The following is a 19,352-nucleotide window of genomic DNA, read 5'->3' on the forward strand; positions in this document are numbered from 1 at the left end:
AACATGAGCGCATCAAGCCCGAACAGGGCTAACCGGCCTCCCCAGCAGGACCATGCAGGGCCCGGACGCTACTGGAGCGGTGCCCTCGGCCATGCCGGGCAGCGTTCGGCCCAGATCCTGCTGATCCTGCTTCTGGTCTCGGTAACCGTCTACGGGCTGATGCAGGTCACGCTTGTGGTGATTCCTGTGTTGCTGGCGTTGATCCTTGGCGCTGCGATTGCTCCGTTCGTGAACTGGCTGCGCCGGAAGGGCTGGCCCAGTGCGCTGGCAACGGGCCTGTCCTTCCTCCTGCTGCTCGGTATTTTCGGCGGGCTGGTCACCGGCATCGTCTTCGCCATCCGGAGCGAATGGAGCGACCTGGTGGACCAGGCGGTTGCCGGGTTCGACAAGCTCTACGATTTCGTCCGCAACGGACCGCTGCCGGTGGATGAGAACATGCTCAGCAACGCACGGGACGCGGTCATTGATTTTGCCACCAGCAGCACGGTGAGCAACGGGGCCATTGCCGGCATCTCCGCCGCCACCTCGTTTGCCACCGGCTTCCTGCTGATGGCAGTGGTGCTGTTCTACTTCCTCAAGGACGGGGACCGCATCTGGGCCTTCTTCCTGCGCATGTTCCCCGAGGGGGACCGGCGGGAAAAGGCGCGGCTCTCCGGCTTCCGCGTCATGGAGGTCCTCGGCGGCTATATCCGCGGCACCGCCATCGTGGCGTTGGTTGATTCGGTCTGCATTGGCGCAGCACTGTTCATCCTGCAGGTTCCGCTCGCGCTGCCGCTGACCGTCATTGTCTTTGTCGGCTCGTTCATCCCGCTGGTCGGCGCCACGGCGGCCGGTGTCTTCGCGGCCCTGATCGCCCTGGTGGCCAACGGGCCGCTCGTGGCCCTGATCGTGGTGATCGTGATCATCGCCGTGAACCAGCTCGAGGGCAACTTCCTGCAGCCGGTGGTGATGGGCAAGTCCCTGAGCATCCACGCCCTGGTGATCCTGCTGGCCCTGACCGCGGGAACCATCCTCGCCGGCATCATCGGCGCGATCCTGGCCGTTCCGATCGCTGCCGTGGGCTGGGCCGTGATCAAGGTCTGGACCGGAGAGGACGACGGCGAGGACCTGGATGCGAAGGAAATCCCGAATCCGGAGGACCAACCGGAAATGGAATCCTTGGAGAAGTAAGCCCTCCTAGGGGGTGGGTACCTCTTCCGTCCGTGCGGCGGGGGAGGTGCCCGCTACCCGCTTCTCCCATGCTTCCCGTACCTCGGGGGCGGTGGGCCGGGAGAGCAACGAAACCGCCCAGTAGGAGATTCCTGAGGCGAGGAGCCCGAAGTAGATCGGCTCATTCGCGTATACGCCCTCGTACGGGGCGGCGGCCCGGACCTCCAGGTAGATCATGGTTCCCAGCGTGACGACGGTGCCGACCCCCATGGAGACCCCTGCACCCAGTCCTGTGCCGCGCTTCCACACCAGCCCGCCCAGGATGCTCACCAGCAGCCCGCCCACCAGGATGTCGTAGGCGATGGTCAGGGCCGCGACCACGTCCTGGACCACGATGGCCACGAGGATCGCGACGATCCCCAGGCCCAGCACCCAGTAGCGGTTGGACGCAATGTCCTCCCCGTCTTCCCGGGCATCCGCTGCTGTTCCTGCGCCCTGCGCCGGGGCGGAGCTGCCGGAACGCCGGAACCAGCTGTTGACGAAGGGGACAACGTCGGTCCGGGCGACGGTGGCGGCGGCGATCAGCGCCCCCGAGGCGGTGGACATCATGGCGGCCACCGCAGCGGCGAGGACGAGTCCGCCAAGGCCAACGGGCAGCAGGTTCATGGCAACGTCCGCGTACACGTCATCCTGGGACTCCACCGCGGAAAGGGCAACGCTGGCACCCATGCCGATCAGGGCGCCGGCCACCCCGTACAGGATGCAGTAGATGCCGGCCGCGGTGCCGCCCCAGCGGGCGACCAATGGCGTGCGTGCGGTGAAGACCCGCTGCCAGATGTCCTGGCCGATCAGCAGGCCCAGCGTGTAAACCACGAAATACGTAATGATGCTTTGCGCGCCGATACCGGTGATGCTGAAGAATTCCGCTCCCGCCCGCTCCCGGATGCCGTCAAACCCTCCGGCTGCGGAGAGCGTGAAGGGCAGCATCAGGGCGAAGACGCCAATGGTCTTGATGACGAACTGCGCCATGTCGGCCAGCGTGATCGACCACATGCCGCCGATGGTGGAATAGATGAGGACGACGGCGCCGCCCACGGCGATGGCCAGCCACCGTTCGAAGCCGAAGAGGACCACGAAAATCGTGGCATACGCACCGGTGGAGGTGGCGCAGAGCATCAGTGTGTAGGCAAGCATCACCATCGAGGAAACCTTGGTGGATTCGGTTCCGTAACGCAGGGACAGCATCTGCGACACGGTGTAGATCCGCAGCTTCTGCAAGGTGGAGGCGAAAAGCAGGCTGAGGAGCAGGACACCGGTGCCGATGGCGACCACGAGCCACATGCCCGAGATGCCGTAGGTATAGCCGAGCCCCACCCCGCCCACTGTGGAGGCACCGCCGAGGACCACGGCTGCCATGGTGCCGGTATAGAAGAGGGGGCCCAGCCGGCGGCCGGCCACCAGATAGTCGCTGACGTTTTTGGTGCGTGACTTACCCCACCAGCCGAAACCCAGCATGGCCAACAGGTAGAGAACCACGATGGTCCCGTTGATGTATTCCATTTGCGATCCTCGGGGTTCGGGAATTGCCTGCGCGGCAACAAGTGTTTACCGAAGCTAGTGTGTGTCCGGTCACTGCGTCAATCCGGCAGCCCCAGCCGCCCGGCACATTACGCGCAGCTATCCCTCGGTATGCTCGTAAACATGAAGGCCTTGCCCGTAGAACCAACCAACGCCCCGGTGGCCATCGGTGTGCGGATCCGCTCTGCCCGCCAGGCCCGGCACCTGACCATTGAGCAGGTGGCGGATGCCACCGGGCTTACTAAGGGTTTCCTGAGCCGGGTGGAGCGGGACCTGACCTCTCCGTCGGTAGCCTCGCTGCTCACCCTGTGCCAGGTGCTGTCCATTTCCATCGGGGACCTGTTCGCTGCACCGGAAACCAATGTGACGCGTTGGGAGGATGCCCCGCGCATCAGCCTCGGCGGCGAAGGCATCGTGGAACGGCTGGTGACGGCGCGGACCGAGCGCCGCGTCCAGGTGGTGCGGTCCGTGATTGCACCGGGCGGATCGGGAGAAGCCGATCTTTATTCGGTGGACTGCGAGGTGGAGGTGCTGCATGTGGCCCAGGGCAGCTTCGAACTGATCCTCGGCAGTGAGCGGATCGAACTCACCACGGGCGACACAGTGACCTTCCCGGGCCGGGAGCCACACTCGTGGCACAATCCGTCCGACGAGGAGGCCATTGTGCTCTGGACCCTCGTCAGCCCGGGCGGTGCCTAAGCCTTAGGGTCTCAGGCTGATGTGCTTCCGGCTGCTGCCGCCTCGGCCACCGGCTCGCCCGTCAGCTGCTGCAGGTACTCCACGGCGCCGCTGATGTCGCGCCCCGCGGACCGGTAGCCCACATAGCCGTCGGGGCGGATGACCAGCAGCTCAGGCCGCCGGGAGCTCAGCCCCAAGCGGTGGAAGGCCAGGCCGCTGACGTCCTTGATGATGCCGGGAGCGTTGGCAATGAGGTTGCTGCCGACCGTCAGTTGCTGGATGTTCAGCAGGCCGGTGAGCTGCGGCAATGCCGAGCGGAGCTGCTGCGGGGCATCCTGCGGCCAGCCGGGTCCGCTGAGGAGGACGGAGAAGCCGGGCAGGGCCACGAGATCCTGCAGGCGCCGTTCCCGGTCCTGGTAGATAACATCGGCGTCCGGCAGCCGGTCTCCCGGGCGCGGGCCGCGGGAAAGGATATCCGGCAGGCGGGACGCCCCGGCGTCCACGATGCTGCTGCCGCGGTAGTTGATGTTCAACTGCGCCATAGAGCGGAAGAGCCGGGAGCGCAGTCCGTCCCAGGCCACGGCCTTGGGTGCCAAGGCGGGCAGCAGCTTGGTGCGGGGGAGCTTCGTAAGCCCCTTCCGGCTGGTGGCCAGCTTGAAGATGCGGTCAGTGGTCGACACCACGTCGGAGCCAACGGGCCGGCGCTCGGCATGGTAGCTGTCAATCAGTTCGTCGCTGGCAAGCCCCCGGGCCCCAAGGGCAAGTTTCCACCCCAGGTTCAGGGCGTCCTGGATGCCGGTGTTCATGCCCTGGGCGGCCACGGGGGAGTGGACGTGTGCTGCGTCGCCCGCGAGGAACACGGAGCCCTGCTGGAAGTACTCTGCCATCTGGTGCGACAGACGGAAGGTGCTGATCCACTGCGGATCCCGGAGCTGCAGTGCGCCGTGGGTAAAGGTGTCGGCAAGCCCCTGGAGTGTTTCCCGTGTGGCCGGCTCGTGCGGCGGCTTGATGGCGATCATGCGCCAGGTGGCCGGGCCGCCGAGCGGGAACAGGAAGAGGAAGCCGTCTTCGGTGGGGTAGGAATGCACCGTGTCGGGTTCCGCGCCGTCGATTTCGAGGTCCGCCAGGATGAAGGTGTCCGGGTAGGCGCCGCCGCGCCAGTCCATGCCGGCCTTGGCCCGGACCGTGCTCTCGGCACCGTCTGCACCCACGACGTACCGGGCACGGATGCGTTCGATGCCGCGGTCCATCCGCTGGATCTTCGCTTCCATGCCGGCAAACGGGTCCTCGGGATCCAGCCGTTCCAGGTCCTGCAGCTCGACGCCGCGTTCAACCCGGACCCGGCGGGAAAGCAGGTGCTGGGTCAGGATGCGTTCGGTCTCTGTCTGGGACAGGAAGAGCAACTGCTGGAAGGCGGAATCCTCCAACCCGGAATCGAACAGGTCCACTTCCAGGGTTTCCTCCGGGAGGTGGAGGTGCAGCTCGCGGGCCGGCCGTCCGGCGGCGACCAGTTCCCCGCTGACGCCGAAGGGCCGCAGCGCTTCCAAGGTGCGGGGCTGGATGGCAATGGCCCGCGATTCGGTCCCGGGAGACTGGCGCCGGTCAATGATGCGGAAGCTGGCACCGAATGCGGCCAGCTGTGCAGCCAGGGCAAGGCCCGTGGGGCCCGCGCCCACAATGAGGACATCGACGTCGTAATTAGGGTCTGCGCTGTTATCGTGGGCGGCCATGCTCTCAGCCTAGTCTTGACCATGAGGGCAGTTCCACTTTAGCTTTTCGGTAAACTTTTGGTTACCCTCAGGTAACCCTCGCGCCGTTCAACGGCGCGCCCACCTGAACCGGAGACAGTGCTTATGGATAACCTTCCCCGCGTAAATGCCAACGGCCACATCGGACCCGTGGATGCCGCCCAGGTTCCGCGCTACGCGGGGGCCGCGACCTTTGCCCGCCTCCCGCGGCTGGACCAAGTGGAGCAGGCAGATGTGGCCGTCGTGGGCGTGCCCTTCGACAGCGGCGTGTCCTACCGGCCCGGCGCCCGGTTCGGCGGCAACCACGTGCGTGAGGCCAGCCGGCTGCTGCGGCCGTATCACCCGGCACTGGACGCCTCACCGTTCGCGAACCTCCAGGTGGCCGACGCCGGCGACATGGCGGTCAACCCCTTCAATATCAACGAGGCCATCGAAACCGTCCAGCAGAACGCCCTGGACCTGACGGAACGCGGCACCAAGCTGCTGACCCTGGGCGGGGACCACACGATCGCCCTGCCGCTGCTGCGCGCCGCGGCCGAGCGTGCCGGGTCCCCGGTCGCCATGCTGCACTTCGACGCCCACCTGGACACCTGGGATACCTACTTCGGCGCCGAATACACGCACGGCACCCCGTTCCGCCGCGCGGTCGAGGAAGGCATCCTGGACACCGAAGCCATTTCCCACGTCGGAACCCGCGGCCCGCTGTACGGCAAGAAGGACCTCGAAGATGACCGCCGCTTCGGCTTCGGCATCCTGACCTCCTCCGATGTCTACCGGCAGGGTGTGGATGAAGTGGTGGCGAAGCTGCGCGACCGGATCGGCAGCCGGCCGCTGTACGTCTCCGTGGATATCGATGTCCTGGACCCGGCCCATGCACCGGGCACCGGCACCCCCGAAGCAGGCGGCATCACCAGCCGGGAACTGCTGGAGATCCTGCGCGGACTGCGGGGGCTCAACCTGGTGGGGGCCGACGTCGTCGAAGTCGCCCCGGCCTACGACCATGCCGACATCACCGCCGTGGCCGCCTCGCACGTGGCATACGACCTCATCACCCTGATGGGACTGCCGGATGGGCACTGACTCCGCTGCCCCGGGGCCGGCCGTCTCCGGGACGGTCCGGAACGGGGGAGACCTGGTGGTGGAAACCCTGGAGGCCCTCGGTGCCAGCAAGGTGTTCGGCATCCCCGGCCAGCACGCCCTGGGCCTCTTCGATGCACTCTCGCGCTCGCGGCTGGAATTCATCTCCTCCCGGGTGGAAAACAACTCGGCCTTTGCCGCCGACGGTTTTTCCCGGGCGACCGGGCAGGTCGGGGTGTTGTTCCTCTCCACCGGTCCCGGTGCCCTGACGTCCCTGGCCGGGCTGCAGGAGGCCTATGCCACCGGCGTGCCGATGATAGTGGTGGCCAGCCAGATTCCCCTTGACGGCCTCGGCGCACGGCGCCGGGGGATGCTGCACCAGCTCGATGACCAGAAGGCCTCGGCGGCCAATGTCACCAAGAGCCAGCGGCTGATCCAGCATGCCTCCGGCATACCCTCCGCGATCCAGGATGCCTGGACCGAAGCCATTTCCTCTCCGGCAGGACCGGTCTGGATCGAGGTCCCGCAGAACGTGCTGCTCAATCCGGTGATGGTTCCCGCCGTGGAGGACGCGCTGGCCGAGCCGTTCGACAACCCGCCGCGCAGCGAACTGGTGAAGGAAGCGGTGCGCTGGCTGGCGGAGGCCCGGCGGCCGGCGATCATTGCCGGAGGCGGCGTGCGGCGCAGTGGTGCCGAGGCGCCGCTGCTGTCCATCGCGGAGAAGCTCCATGCCCCCGTCATCTGCACTCCCGGCGGCAACGGCGCCTTTCCCTGGGAGCATCCGCTGTCCCTGCAGTCCTGGATGGAGGACCGGTATATGACGGAGGTGCTGGAGGATGCCGACGTCCTGGTGGTCATCGGCTCTTCATTGGGGGAAGTGACGTCCAATTACTTCACCATGGAACCCCGCGGCCGGATCATCCAGATCGACGCGGAGCCGCGGGTGCTGGAGTCCAACCGCCCCGGGCTGGGGATCCGCGCCGACGCCCGCCAGGCGCTGGACGCCCTCGACGCCGCCCTCCCGGACGCCGAATGCCGTCCCGACTGGCACGGCCAAACCGCCGAGGAGCTGGTATCCGGCGCCCTGGCCCGGGTGTCCGCACGGCTGGACGCGCAGGGCCTGGAGATGGAACGCACATTCATGGCGGACATCCGCGCCGCCGTCCCGGACGACATGCAGACCTACTGGGATATGACCATCTCCGCCTACTGGGCCTGGAGCTGCTGGGATGCGAAGTCGGGGCAGTTCCATTCGGCCCAGGGTGCCGGCGGACTGGGGTACGGCTTCCCCGGGGCGATCGGCGGGGCCGTGGGGCTAGGGAAACGGGTGCTTGCCGTGTCAGGAGACGGTTCGGCCATGTACTCCATTGCCGAGCTGGCAACCGCCCGGCAGCATGACCTTCCGGTCACCTGGCTGATTGTCGACGACGGGGGCTACGGCATCCTGCGCGAATACATGGAGGACGCCTTCGGGGCAGCCACTGCCACGGAACTCGCCCGCCCGGATTTCGTGAAGCTTGCGGAATCCTTCGGCGTGCCCGCACGCCGCTGCGCTCCGGCCGATATCCGCACTGCGTTGGAGGAGTCCTTCGCTGCGGAAGGCCCCAACGTGGTGGTGGTCGAGGCCCGGATAGGACTGTTCGCCCCGACCCATCTGGCATAGCACCCGGGCCCTGCGGGAGCGGGAAGCCCACTTAGTTAGTTGACCTAGGCAATTTTCGCTGTATAGTTGCCTAGGTCAACTATCAATGCTTAACCTCCGGAGACCCATCCATGCCCATGCAGCAGGACACTGCGGATGACCTGATCCGGAAAATCTTCGCCCTGCAACGGACGTTGCGGTGCGTGACCCAGCACAGTGCCGATACCGGCGGACCCGGCGTGGCGCTGCAGGGCGTCATGAGGATGGTCGGCGAAGACGGCGAGCTGAGGGCCACCGAACTCGCCGCCAAGCTCGGCATCGGCCCGGCCGGACTCAGCCGCCACGTCGCCGAACTGGAAGAGCTCGGCTACGTTCGCCGCCGCCAGCACCCCCAGGACCGCCGCGCCTACCTCATCAGCCTGACCGAGCTGGGGGAGTCTGTCCTGGGCGAGGCCATGCAGGGCCGTGCGCTCCTGCTGCAGGAGGCCCTTGCCGACTGGTCCGAGGACCAGGCGCGCCTGGCCTCCTCCACATTGGGAACGCTTGCCGACTCCCTTTTCACCACCATCCGCCGCGCCCCCGGACTTCCCGGACCTACGCAGACATCCACCGATTCCCAGGAGCAAACACCTCAGTGACCGATACCAAGACCGTCCGGGAGAAACACGTCCCCGGTGAGATGAGCCACCGACAGATCCTGCAGGCCCTGACCGGGCTGCTCGCCGCGCTGTTCACGGCCATGCTGAGCACCACCATCGTGGCCAACGCACTGCCTACGATCATGGCCGAGCTGCACGGAACGCAGACGGACTTCGCGTGGGTGGTCACTGCCGCCCTGCTCGCCAACGCGGTGAGCACACCCATCTGGGGCAAGCTCGCGGACATGTTCAACAAGAAGCTGCTGGTGCAGCTGAGCATCGTCATCTTCGTTGCCGGATCGGTCATCGCCGGTTTCTCCGAGTCCATGCCGCTGCTGCTCACCGCACGCGTGGTCCAGGGCCTGGGCATGGGTGGCCTGACCGCTCTGGCCCAGGCCATCATCGGTTCGATCATTCCCCCGCGTGAACGCGGAAGGTATTCCGGCTACATGGGTGCGGTCATGGCCGTAGCCACCGCCGGCGGCCCGCTGCTGGGCGGCTTCATCGTGGACAGCCCGCTGGGCTGGCGCTGGACGTTCTTCCTCTGCGTGCCGCTGGCCGTCGTCGCGCTGGTCCTGCTGCAGGTAACCCTGCGCCTGGAACACATCCGCCGCCCCGCACGGATTGACTGGCTCGGTTCGATCCTGCTCACCGCAGGTGTCTCGCTGCTCCTGATCTGGGTCTCCTTCGCCGGCAAGCCCGACTACTACGACTGGTGGTCCTGGGAGACGGCGGCAATGCTCGCCGGCTCGGCGGTCCTGCTGGCCCTGCTGGTCCTGGTCGAGGCCAAGGTTGCCGAACCGATCATTCCGCTGAAGATCATCAGCGAGCGGACCACCGCCCTGGCCATCGTGGCCTCCGTGGCCGTGGGCATTGCGATGTTCGGCTCCACCACGTTCCTGGGCCAGTACTTCCAGCTCGCCCGTGGCTTCAGCCCCACCGAAGCCGGCCTGCTGATGCTCCCCATGATTGCCGGCAACCTGCTGGGCTCCGTGGGATCCGGACAGCTGATCACCCGGTACGGCAAGTGGAAGCGCTACCTGGTCATCGGCACCATCCTGGTGATTGGAGGCACGGCGCTGGCCGGCTTCATCGACCATGAAACGGAAATGATCCTGGTCAGCCTGTTCATCTTCATCCTCGGTGTGGGCATGGGCCTGCTGATGCAGAACCTGGTGCTGGCCGTGCAGAACACGGTCAAGGTCACCGACATTGGCTCTGCGAGTGCCTCCGTGGCCTTCTTCCGCACCGTCGGCGGTGCCGTCGGCGTCTCCGTGCTGGGCGCCGTGCTCTCCAGCTCGGTCAGCCGGCGGGTCAGCGAAGAACTGGCGGGGGCGGGCATGCCGTCCAGCGGCGGAAGCACCACGGCGACACTGGACATCGGGGAACTGCCCGAGCAGGTCCAGATGTTCTTCCGGATCGCCTACGCGGAGGGTACGGCGGACATCTTCAAGATCGCCGCGGCGGTTGCCGTCATCGCCCTGGTTGCCGTGCTGTTCATCAAGGAGAAGGCGCTGCGCCGGACCCTGGACATCAAGCCGACGTCCTCCAACCCCGTGGAGCCGGGCCTGGCAGGCGGCGCGGAGATGCTGCACACCGGTGCCATGTCCACGGTGCCGCCCGCGCCGGCGTCCACAACGGCCCCGGATCCGGCGCCCCGGACCGGTGCCACGGACCAGGCGGGCAGCACAGCCCCGTAATCACTCCTACTGCATGGTGAAACGCCGTGCAACGGCCCCGCCCAGCGCCGGGACCTGGAACATCCGTTCCAGCCCGGCGTTGCGCAGGGCCATCATTCCCGCAGGCAGCGGACGGCCCAGCACCATGTTGATCCGGGCCTGGGCCGAGGCGACGGCGGCGCTGCGGCGCCGCCGTCGTTCGTAGTCCTGCAGTGCCCGTCCCACGGGGTCGCCGTGCAGCGAGGCGGCAATGACCGGAGCCAGGGCAGCGGCGTCCAGCCAGCCAAGATTCATCCCCTGGCCCCCGATCGGACTGATCTGGTGGGCGGCGTCCCCGACCAGGACCGTGCGTCCGTGCACCAGCCGGCGCGCGGCGCCGATCCGGACGCCGAAAGCACTCAGCATGGAATTTCTCCCGGCGTCCAGCCGATGCCCGGTCCGGCGCCGCACCAGCTCCGCAAGCCCGGCAGCGGAGGGATCGCGGTCCAACGCGTCCGTATGGACCACCCAGCGGCGCAGGCCCCCCGGCAGGGGAAAGGACTCCACTATGCCCTCCGGTTCGAGGTAGAGCACAGCGAGTGTCCCGTCGCCGGTGCCGTCGGGGTAATCACCCATGAGGTAGGTATCCGGCAACTCGCGGGCGGCCCAGCGGGTTCCCAGCGCGGACCGGATCGCGGACCGGGCGCCGTCGGCCGCCACCAGGAGTGATGCTTCCACCGTGAACGGCCCGCCGCCCCCGGTACCGTGCACCCGGACCGCGCTGCCGGTGTCGTCAACGGAGTCCACCCGTGCTTCACGGACCAGTGCCCGGGGATCGAGGGCACACAGGCGTTCCTCCAGCAGCTGCTCGGTCCGCACCTGCGGCAGGGTGAGGACAAAGGGATAGCGTGCCGAAGCGGCGGCGAAGTCCAGCCGGGCAACCATCCGTCCGGAGCTGCGGGCTTCCCCGGAGGCGATCCGGATACCCTCCCGGGTCATGGGTCCGGCAATACCTGCCCGCGCCAGGGACTCCAATGCCGGCGGGTGGACTCCTATCGCCCGGGAGTGCCTGCTGCGGTTCGGGCGCTGTTCCAGGACCTGGACGGACACCCCTTCCTGCAGCAGCAGGACGGCCAGGTACATGCCGACAGGACCGCCGCCCACCACCACCACGTCGGCAGAACTGCGGGGAAGACCTGCGTGGACAGCGGCGCCGGGGGCAGCATCGGCGGACGGCAGCTCACTCCGCACGGCGCTCCGCTGCCGGAGAGCGCGGCGGCGACACCAGGAGGTTCTGCCACGGCCGCTGCTGCAGGCTTTGCCATCCCGGGGGCGTCACTTCGGCGAGTTCCGCTGCGGTGAAACTGCGCCGGATGGAGGTCAGCCCGTCTGCCCGGATGAAGGATCCGGGGAAAAACGGCAGGGTGCCGAGCGAGAACAGGGCATAGGCCCAGCGGCTGCGTTCTATATCGCTGTGCAGGCAGAGCCTTCGTCCCAGCCGCTCCGAGTCAGCCAGCAGCGCCTGCAGCTCCGCCGGTGCCAGATGGTGCAGCATGTGGTTGGAAATAACGACGTCGTAGGACCGGCCCTCCGCGACCAGTTCGTTGCTGTAGGCCCGGCGGAAGGACAGTCCCGGCTGCGCCGGCCTGGCGGAGGCGAAGGCGTGCGCCCGCGGATCGGGGTCGATGGCCGTGATTTCCACGGCGAACCCGTCGCGGCGCGCCCAGCGGGCGATGCTGCGGGGAACATCCCCTCCGCCGGAACCGATGTCCAGCAGGGTGCCGCCGCCGCTTTCGGCGAAGAGGGGCCGAAGGTAGCGGATGTAATTGCGCCGCCACCCGGAAACCACCGCATTGATCAGCCCGAACTGGGTGTAGGTGCGGTCCAGGCGTTGCCGGTCGGCGTCGGGCCGGTCCATTTCCTCCACCGCGTCCACCGCGCGGGTGGCCAGCGGGGGGAAAACAGCCATCACACGGAGGCGGGGACTTCCTCCGCCGACCCCGCCTCCCCGGCTTGTTCCGCCGGCACGGCCGCGATCGGCTGCACCGGGCCGCCCACCCGGGTGAACAGCCCGGTCTCAACGGTGAGCCCGGGGCCGAAGGCCATGGAGCAGATCCGCTCGTTGCCTCCGGTGAAGGGCTGGTCCAGGATGCGCTTCAGGACGAACAGGACGGTGGCGCTGCTCATGTTCCCCACGGTGCGCAGTGTTTCCCTGGCCGGCATCAGCTGTTGTTCGCTGAGTTCGAGTTTCGCCTCGACTTTGTCCAGGATGCTGCGTCCGCCGGGGTGGATGGCCCAGTGTTCTATCTCCCGGTAGGGGCGGAGCCCCACCGATTCGTCGTGGGCCAGCAGGGGTTGCAGTGCCCCGACAATGTGGTCGTCGATAATGTGCGGAACATAGGTGCCCAGCACCATCTCGAAGCCTTCGTCCCCGATGTTCCAGGCCATGGCCTCCTCGCCGACCGGCGTCAGGATGGTCTCGAAGTGGTCCAGCGCAATGGCCGGTCCGGAGTCCGGCAGGTCCTGGCGGGCGGTGATGACGGCGGCGGCGGCACCGTCGGCGAACAGGGAGGATCCCATGATGGCGTCCGGGTCATTGGAGGTACGCACATGCAGGGAGCAGAGTTCCGCGCTGACCACCAGCACTACGGCCCCGGGGTCGGACTCGCAGAAGGATTTGGCGGCACGCATGGCCGGGAAAGCTCCGTAGCATCCCATAAAACCCAGGTGGTAGCGCTGCACGGAGGCATTCAGGCCCAGTGCGCGGGTGACCTTATAGTCCGGGCCGGGGTTGAAGAAACCGGTGCAGGACACGGTGATGACGTGGGTGATATCCGCCGGGCCAATCCCGGCACAGGAATCCAGCGCTTTGGACGCTGCTTCGATGAAGAGTTTCGTGGCCTCCACCGCGAAGATGTCATTTCGGGTTTTGGTGCTGGGCCGCAGCAGCAGGCCGCTGCGGGCATCGTAGAAGCGGGGATGCTCCGAAGTGTCGGTGAGCGAGAGTTCGGCCAGCGCCGTGCGGCGGGTGTCGATGGCTGCAGAATCGAAGCAGGTGCGCACCAGCCGCTCGCCCAGCCGGGTCAGGCCTGGCTGGGCGGCGAACGTGTCGCGCACTTCGGACTGCACCAGGACAGTGGGCGGGAGTGCAGTTTCCAGGGACCTGAGGGTAACCGTCATAGTCCATTGTTAAGTGATCGTGATGCTCTGCACAATGGTTGGGGTTACTGAACGGTTGGCCCGGGCTACTGGTTTCGCGGCTTGAGGAGTTCTTTTTCCAGCACGAGGTCCACCGACAGGGTCTTGTACCCCTCGGTTTCGAACAATACGGTCACGGTGCCTTCCTCGTAGCTCATCACGACGCCGGGACCCCATTCCGCGTGGACGACGGCGGACTGCAGCGCGAACGGCATGTCCGGCGCCTCGTCGGGGGTCAACTCCGCAAGGTCCTCCAACGGGATGTCTGCCGCGGCGGCGGCTTTTTCGCAGTTGTCACAGTTTCCGCACGGGTCGGGCAGCTCCTCGCCGAAGTACCCCAGCAGGAACTGGCGCCGGCAGCCTGAGGTTTCGGCATACTGGCGTGCCATGTCCACCCGGGACTGGTCGATGTTTTCGCGCCGCTCGGCATACTCCACGGCCGCAGCCACAGCGTTGTCGGGGGACATCTTGCGGGCCCGGTAGCCCTTCTTCGTGGCGTTGACGGCTCCGGCCTCGGTCAGCAGGTTCAACAGCCCGGACAGCTTCCGGGAGCTCAGGCCCAGTTTTTTGCCCAGCTGTGCCTGCGTTACGGTGCCTCGTTCGGCCCGCAGCGCCGCGAGCAGCTGGCGCAGGTCTGGATCGGCCGGACGCTTGCTGGCGAAGAAGCGGCGCAGGCCCAGGTCTTCGGGCCGGTAATGCAGCACGGCGGCCGCCGGGTCGCCGTCCCGGCCGCCGCGGCCGATCTCCTGGTAGTAGCTGTCAATGGAATCCGGGATGCCGGCATGCACCACGAACCGGACGTTGGGCTTGTCGATGCCCATGCCGAAGGCCGTGGTGGCCACCACCACATCCAGTTCGTCATCGAGGAACTGCCGGTGGACTTCCTTGCGCTCCCCCGCGGGACGGCCCGAGTGATAGGGCGCCGCGCGCAGGCCGGCCTTCTCCAAGTCCTCGGCGTACTGCTCGGTCTCTTTCCGGGTGGCGACGTACACCAGGCCGGGGCCGGTGAGTTCCGGCACGCTGTCCACGACAGCACGGCGCTTGTCTTCGGCATCCACGTGCATCTGCACGGCGAGGTGCAGGTTGGGACGGTCAAAGCCCTGGGCGATGAGGAAGGGGTTCTTCAACCGCAGGATTTCGGCGATTTCGGTCCGGACCGGGGGAGCGGCGGTGGCCGTCAGGGCGACCACCGGCCGGCCCAGGGAATCGATGAAGGGACCCAGCTGCAGGTAGTCCGGCCGGAAATCGTGGCCCCATGCGGAGACGCAGTGCGCCTCGTCGATGACCACCACGGACACGTCCAGGGCCTTCAACCGGCCGGCCACGTCTTCGCGGGCCAGCTGCTCGGGCGCCAGGAACAGGAACTTCGCCCGCCGGTCCTCGTCGCGGTCCTCGGCGGCGGCCCACGCGGCATCGATGGAGCTTTGGGACTCTCCCGAGTTCAGGACATAGGCACGGGTGGACCCGGCGGCGGCATTGATTGCCTCCGCCTGGTCGCGCTGGAGGGCAATCAGCGGAGAAATGACGACGGCGACGCCGGGCATGGCGAACGCCGGCACCTGGTAGACGGCGGACTTTCCGTGCCCCGTGGGCATAACGCACAACACATCCCGGCCGGAGGCCAGGGCCGTCATGGCCTCCAGTTGGCCTTCGCGTGCTGTGTCCCAGCCGAAGACCTCCGATGCGGTTCGGGACAGTGTTTCACGCGTGACGTTCATATAAGTGTTCCTTCAGCGAACCCGGGCCGGCGGTGCCGGCAACCAACTTAGTAAGCCTACTGATGGCGGGCGGTCGGCGCGAGTCGGCCGCGCGGCCGGGCGGATAGGTACCATTGGCGGCACAGGAGCACGATCAGCACCAGCTCGAGGACACCGCCGCCGTAATACATCACCAACGCGCCTTGTTCGGCCGCGGCCGCGGAGAGGCCGGGAGGGGGATCGGCATAGATGGTTTTGGCCAGGATATTGTGCGCGGCGATGGACAGCACCAGGACTACCGCTCGGAGCCGGTAGCCGGCCCGGTGCGGGGAGGGGTCCCGCCCAATGATGGAAGCCGTGAACAGGTAGCCGGCCGCCAGCAGATGGAAGGTCACCAGCCAGTGCACCGGCATGGATTCCTGCATGGCCTGCAGCAGCCCGGTACGGAACATGAGGATCATCCCCCCGGTGTTCAGCACCGCCGCGGTGACCGGAAAGGAGAAGAAACGGGCCAGTCGGCTGCGCAGCACCCGGGAGAGCCGGCGGGCAGGAAAGACATCCAGCGTGCGCAGCGCCAAAGTGAACGGACGGGAAAGCACGAGCAGCAGAGGGGAGAGCATCCCGGCCAGGAGGTGGGACAGGCTGAGGACGGCGAAATCCTCGTGGGCTCTCGAGGCCAGCGGGTTCAGGACCGTCACCAGGACGGCGGCCACGCCCAGGGTGAAGAACGCTGTGCGGTACCAGGGCCACCGTCCGGACCTCGGCGACACTGCTCCCGCCCAATAGGCCACCAGGGCCGCCACGGCCGGAATGAAGAACAGCGATTCCGCACCGCCGCCCCCGGCCCCGTGGCTATGCATCGGCCGAAACCGCCGATTCCCGCGGCACCGCCGCCCTGGTGCGGTAGGTCAGCCACGCCCCGGCAATGATCAGCAGTACTGCAACCGCGTTCCACACGGTGTCGTACGCCAATAGGTCCACGTCGTAGCGGATCTGGTGCAGTCCCAGCAGTTTGTGCTGCACCGTTCCGTCGTACAGCTGGAACACTCCCGTGCCCAGCAGTACCCCGCCGATCCAGCGCTGCAGGAGGGTCTCGTGCCACCGACGCAGGTCGGCGAAGAGGAAGAGGCCGGCCACCACCGCAAACCAGCCGAAGGCGTGGAACAGCCCGTCGGAAAACAATCCGACGGAGGTGGTGGAACGGTCATAGAAATGGTGCCACTGGAGCAGCTGATGGAACACCACTTCGTCGACGAAGGCAGCCAGTCCCATACCGAACAGTGCGCCGGAAACGAGGTTGCGCAGGCGCGGGGACCTGCGCGTGCGGCGGTCAGAGCTCATGCTTCGAACATAACACCGGTCCGGCCGACGCTGCAGGGCTGCGTGACATGCACGGCTGCCCCGGGTGAGGATGGGAACCATGTGGATAGGGGCACTTGAACTGGACCTGTTGCTGGGGGACGTACATTCCCTCAAGGCGAAGCGATCGGTGGTCCGGCCGATCCTGGCCGAGCTGCGGCGCAAGTTCGACGTTTCCGCCGCCGAAGTCGGAGCCCTGGACCTGCACCGCCGATCCGGCATCGGCGTCGGCCTTGTGGCTGCCGACCGCTCCCATGTGGTGGAGGTACTCGATGCCGCGGAACGGCTGGTGGCTGGCCGGCCGGAAGTGGAGCTGCTGAGCGCCCGGCGTCAACTGTTCACCGAGGAGGACTAAGCGCAACGCCCGGCATCCGCCCATCCGCGGATCAAATGGGGAACAATTGGCCGGGTGAGTCTAAGTGCCGTAGAACCAGTCAACGTTTCCGGAGCGACCGATGGGCAGGTGATCGCCCAACTGGCCGCCGAGCTGGGGGTGGCACCGTGGCAGGTCCGGGCGGCGGTGGAGCTGCTCGACGGCGGCGCCACGGTTCCCTTCATCGCCCGCTACCGCAAGGAAGCGACCGGTACGCTGGACGACGCCCAGCTGCGGGAGCTGGATGAACGGCTGCGGTACCTGCGTGACCTGCAGGACCGGCGGCGCGTCATTCTCGAGGCAATCGAAGCCCAGGGGAAGCTGACCGCCGAGCTGCGGGCCGCCGTCGTCGGCGCCGAAACCAAGTCCCGGCTGGAAGACATTTACCTGCCCTACCGCAGCAAGCGGCGCACGAAGGCGCAGGCCGCCCGCGAGGCCGGCCTGGAACCGCTCGCGGATGCACTGCTGTCCGATCCCCGCCGGGTCCCCGAAACCGAAGCCGTCCGCTACCTGCGCGAGGGCGTCCCGGACGCCGCCGAGGCCCTTGCCGGTGCGCGTGCCATTTTGATTGAACGGGCCGCCCAGGACGCGGACCTGCTGACCGAACAGCGTGAAAAGCTGTGGCGGCAGGGCAGGATGCGCTCGCAGGTACGCCCCGGCAAGGAAGCCGAGGGGCGGAAGTTCACTGACTATTACGACTTCTCCCAGTCACCCTCCGGCATGCCGTCCCACCGCGTGCTTGCCCTGCTGCGCGGTGAGAAGGAAGGCATTCTGGAACTGGCGCTCGCCGAGGCGGACCCCGCCGATGCCGATGCCCTGGCCGCGGCCAGGGCCCGTTACGAGCGTGCCGTTGCCGCGCGCCTGGGCGTGGCGGACCGCGGATGCCCCGCCGATGCCTGGCTGCAGGGCACCGTGCAGCAGGCCTGGCGCCGGATTCTGGCCAAGCTCTCGGTGGACCTGCGCGTGCGGCTTTTCGGCGACGCCGAAACCGAAGCCGTGCGGGTCTTCGCGGCAAACCTGCGGGATGTGCTGCTCGCCGCACCGGCAGGGAACCGCACCACCCTGGGGCTGGACCCGGGCCTGCGCACCGGCGTGAAGGTGGCGGTGGTGGACGGCACCGGGAAGGTGATGGCCACCGATACTGTCTATCCACACGCTCCGATGCGCCGCTGGGACGATGCCCTGGCGACGCTCGCCGGGCTGGTCCAGCAGTACGGGGTGGAACTGATCGCCATCGGCAACGGCACGGCATCACGCGAAACGGATCGTCTCGCGGCCGAGCTGATGCGGCTGGTCCCCGGGGGATCGGTCCGCAAACTGGTGGTGTCCGAGGCCGGTGCATCGGTGTATTCCGCTTCGGCCCTGGCCTCCGCGGAGCTGCCCGGAATGGATGTCTCCCTGCGTGGTGCCGTGTCGATTGCCCGGCGGCTGCAGGATCCGCTGGCGGAGCTGGTGAAGATCGATCCGAAGTCCATTGGGGTGGGGCAGTATCAGCATGACGTAACGCCGGCGAAGCTGGGGCGGTCCCTCGACGCCGTAATCGAGGACTGCGTGAACGCCGTGGGTGTGGACGTGAACACCGCGTCCCCGTCGCTGCTGACCCGGGTGGCCGGCGTCGGTCCGCTGTTGAGCGAAAACATTGTGGCCTACCGCAACGCCAACGGTCCGTTTACCCGCCGCAGGGACCTGCTGAAGGTTCCCCGGCTCGGAGCGAAGGCCTTTGAGCAGTGCGCAGGGTTCCTGCGGATCAGCTCCGGCTCCGAGCCGCTGGACGCTACGAGCGTGCACCCGGAGTCCTACCCGACCGCCCGGAAGGTGCTCGCCGCGGCCGGGGAGAGCATGAGCTTATCCGGGGCTGTCCTGGCGGGAGTCGATCCGGCTGCTTTCGTGGACGACCAGGTGGGTCTTCCCACTGTCCTGGACATCATTGCCGAGCTGCGCAAACCGGGGCGGGATCCGCGGCCCGCCTTTGAAACGGCCGCTTTTTCAGAAGGGATCGAACGGATTGCCGATCTGCGTCCGGGGATGATCCTCGACGGCGTGGTCACCAATGTCGCCGCCTTCGGGGCGTTTGTGGACGTGGGGGTGCATCAGGACGGGCTGGTGCACATTTCGGCCATGTCGCACACCTTCATTTCGGATCCGCGCGAGGTGGTCCGGTCCGGCCAAGTGGTGAAGGTCAAGGTGCTCGATGCGGATCCGGAACGCAAGCGGATCTCGCTCACGCTGCGGCTCGACGACGACGCCGAGGAGTCCGGTCCGCGGTCCGGCAGCGGCAGGGCGGCGGCCAAGGGCGGCGCCCCGAAGCCCGGCACGGGCAAGCCCGGCCGTGCCGCCGGCGGAGGCACGGCGACGCCCGGCGGAGGCAAGGGCAAGCCAGACGGCGCCAGGGCCGGGGCGGCTAAGCCAACGGCCAAGGCCGGTACGCCCCAGCCCGGTGTATCCAAGGCGGGTACGTCCAAGGCAGGGGCACCGAAGGCAGGTTCGTCCAAGGCAGGGGCGCCCACCGGAGCGATGGCGGATGCGCTGCGTGCGGCCGGGCTGCTGAAATAGCCCG

General features: G+C 67.4%; 16 protein-coding genes. 8 read left to right on the forward strand and 8 right to left on the reverse strand.

Features of this window, described 5'->3' with window-relative positions; all coding sequences use genetic code 11:
* The first annotated feature begins 3 nt into the window (after positions 1-3).
* A complete protein-coding gene (locus AC5RT8_RS05150) occupies positions 4-1,170 on the forward strand; it encodes an AI-2E family transporter (protein WP_494094637.1) in 1,167 nt (388 codons plus the stop codon).
* 6 nt (positions 1,171-1,176) lie between these two features.
* On the opposite strand, the gene AC5RT8_RS05155 is transcribed toward AC5RT8_RS05150, so the two are convergent.
* Positions 1,177-2,709 (reverse strand): sodium:solute symporter family protein, encoded by a 1,533-nt coding sequence (locus AC5RT8_RS05155; protein ID WP_494094638.1) that lies wholly within the window; start codon positions 2,707-2,709, stop codon positions 1,177-1,179.
* 141 nt (positions 2,710-2,850) lie between these two features.
* On the opposite strand from AC5RT8_RS05155, the gene AC5RT8_RS05160 reads away from it, so the two are divergent.
* Entirely contained in the window at positions 2,851-3,426 is a 576-nt protein-coding gene (locus tag AC5RT8_RS05160; RefSeq protein WP_494094639.1) for a helix-turn-helix domain-containing protein, read from the forward strand.
* A gap of 11 nt (positions 3,427-3,437) precedes the next feature.
* Here the strand turns inward: AC5RT8_RS05160 and AC5RT8_RS05165 are convergent, their stop codons facing one another.
* Positions 3,438-5,135: an FAD-dependent monooxygenase gene (locus AC5RT8_RS05165; protein ID WP_494094640.1), complete on the reverse strand. Its 1,698-nt coding sequence runs from the start codon at positions 5,133-5,135 to the stop codon at positions 3,438-3,440.
* Between the two features lie 123 nt (positions 5,136-5,258).
* On the opposite strand from AC5RT8_RS05165, the gene speB reads away from it, so the two are divergent.
* The 4 genes from speB (at position 5,259) to AC5RT8_RS05185 (ending at position 10,210) form a co-directional block, all read left to right on the forward strand.
* The gene (speB, locus tag AC5RT8_RS05170; RefSeq protein WP_494094641.1) at positions 5,259-6,233 is read left to right on the forward strand and encodes an agmatinase; all 975 of its coding nucleotides are present in this window, start codon (positions 5,259-5,261) and stop codon (positions 6,231-6,233) included.
* A complete protein-coding gene (locus tag AC5RT8_RS05175) occupies positions 6,223-7,893 on the forward strand; it encodes a thiamine pyrophosphate-binding protein (RefSeq protein ID WP_494094642.1) in 1,671 nt (556 codons plus the stop codon). The genes speB and AC5RT8_RS05175 overlap by 11 nt, the downstream gene beginning before the upstream one ends.
* A 110-nt stretch (positions 7,894-8,003) precedes the next feature.
* On the forward strand, positions 8,004-8,510 hold the full coding sequence (locus AC5RT8_RS05180; RefSeq protein WP_494094643.1) for a MarR family winged helix-turn-helix transcriptional regulator: 507 nt from the start codon (positions 8,004-8,006) through the stop codon (positions 8,508-8,510).
* Positions 8,511-8,551: 41 nt separating this feature from the next.
* On the forward strand, positions 8,552-10,210 hold the full coding sequence (locus AC5RT8_RS05185; protein ID WP_494095177.1) for an MDR family MFS transporter: 1,659 nt from the start codon (positions 8,552-8,554) through the stop codon (positions 10,208-10,210).
* A gap of 6 nt (positions 10,211-10,216) precedes the next feature.
* Here AC5RT8_RS05185 and AC5RT8_RS05190 read toward each other — a convergent pair whose 3' ends face one another.
* The 6 genes from AC5RT8_RS05190 to AC5RT8_RS05215 form a co-directional block, all read right to left on the reverse strand.
* Positions 10,217-11,419: an FAD-dependent oxidoreductase gene (locus AC5RT8_RS05190; RefSeq protein WP_494094644.1), complete on the reverse strand. Its 1,203-nt coding sequence runs from the start codon at positions 11,417-11,419 to the stop codon at positions 10,217-10,219.
* Entirely contained in the window at positions 11,409-12,137 is a 729-nt protein-coding gene (locus tag AC5RT8_RS05195; RefSeq protein WP_494094645.1) for a class I SAM-dependent methyltransferase, read from the reverse strand. The genes AC5RT8_RS05190 and AC5RT8_RS05195 overlap by 11 nt, the downstream gene beginning before the upstream one ends.
* Positions 12,137-13,348, reverse strand: coding sequence for a type III polyketide synthase (locus tag AC5RT8_RS05200; RefSeq protein WP_494094646.1), 1,212 nt, complete (start codon positions 13,346-13,348; stop codon positions 12,137-12,139). The genes AC5RT8_RS05195 and AC5RT8_RS05200 overlap by 1 nt, the downstream gene beginning before the upstream one ends.
* Positions 13,349-13,413: 65 nt before the next feature.
* Positions 13,414-15,084 (reverse strand): RecQ family ATP-dependent DNA helicase, encoded by a 1,671-nt coding sequence (locus AC5RT8_RS05205; protein WP_494094647.1) that lies wholly within the window; start codon positions 15,082-15,084, stop codon positions 13,414-13,416.
* A 56-nt stretch (positions 15,085-15,140) separates the two neighbouring features.
* Positions 15,141-15,923, reverse strand: coding sequence for a cytochrome c oxidase assembly protein (locus tag AC5RT8_RS05210; RefSeq protein ID WP_494094648.1), 783 nt, complete (start codon positions 15,921-15,923; stop codon positions 15,141-15,143).
* Positions 15,916-16,404, reverse strand: coding sequence for a DUF2243 domain-containing protein (locus AC5RT8_RS05215; RefSeq protein WP_494094649.1), 489 nt, complete (start codon positions 16,402-16,404; stop codon positions 15,916-15,918). The genes AC5RT8_RS05210 and AC5RT8_RS05215 overlap by 8 nt, the downstream gene beginning before the upstream one ends.
* Before the next feature lie 79 nt (positions 16,405-16,483).
* Here AC5RT8_RS05215 and AC5RT8_RS05220 point away from each other — a divergent pair, with 79 nt between their 5' ends.
* Together AC5RT8_RS05220 and AC5RT8_RS05225 are read left to right on the forward strand one after the other, a co-directional pair.
* A complete protein-coding gene (locus AC5RT8_RS05220; protein ID WP_494094650.1) occupies positions 16,484-16,777 on the forward strand; it encodes a DUF503 domain-containing protein in 294 nt (97 codons plus the stop codon).
* Positions 16,778-16,831: 54 nt separating this feature from the next.
* Positions 16,832-19,348: a Tex family protein gene (locus AC5RT8_RS05225; protein ID WP_494094651.1), complete on the forward strand. Its 2,517-nt coding sequence runs from the start codon at positions 16,832-16,834 to the stop codon at positions 19,346-19,348.
* The last annotated feature ends 4 nt before the right edge of the window (positions 19,349-19,352 follow it).

Source organism: Arthrobacter sp. Ms25 (genome assembly GCF_059090365.1).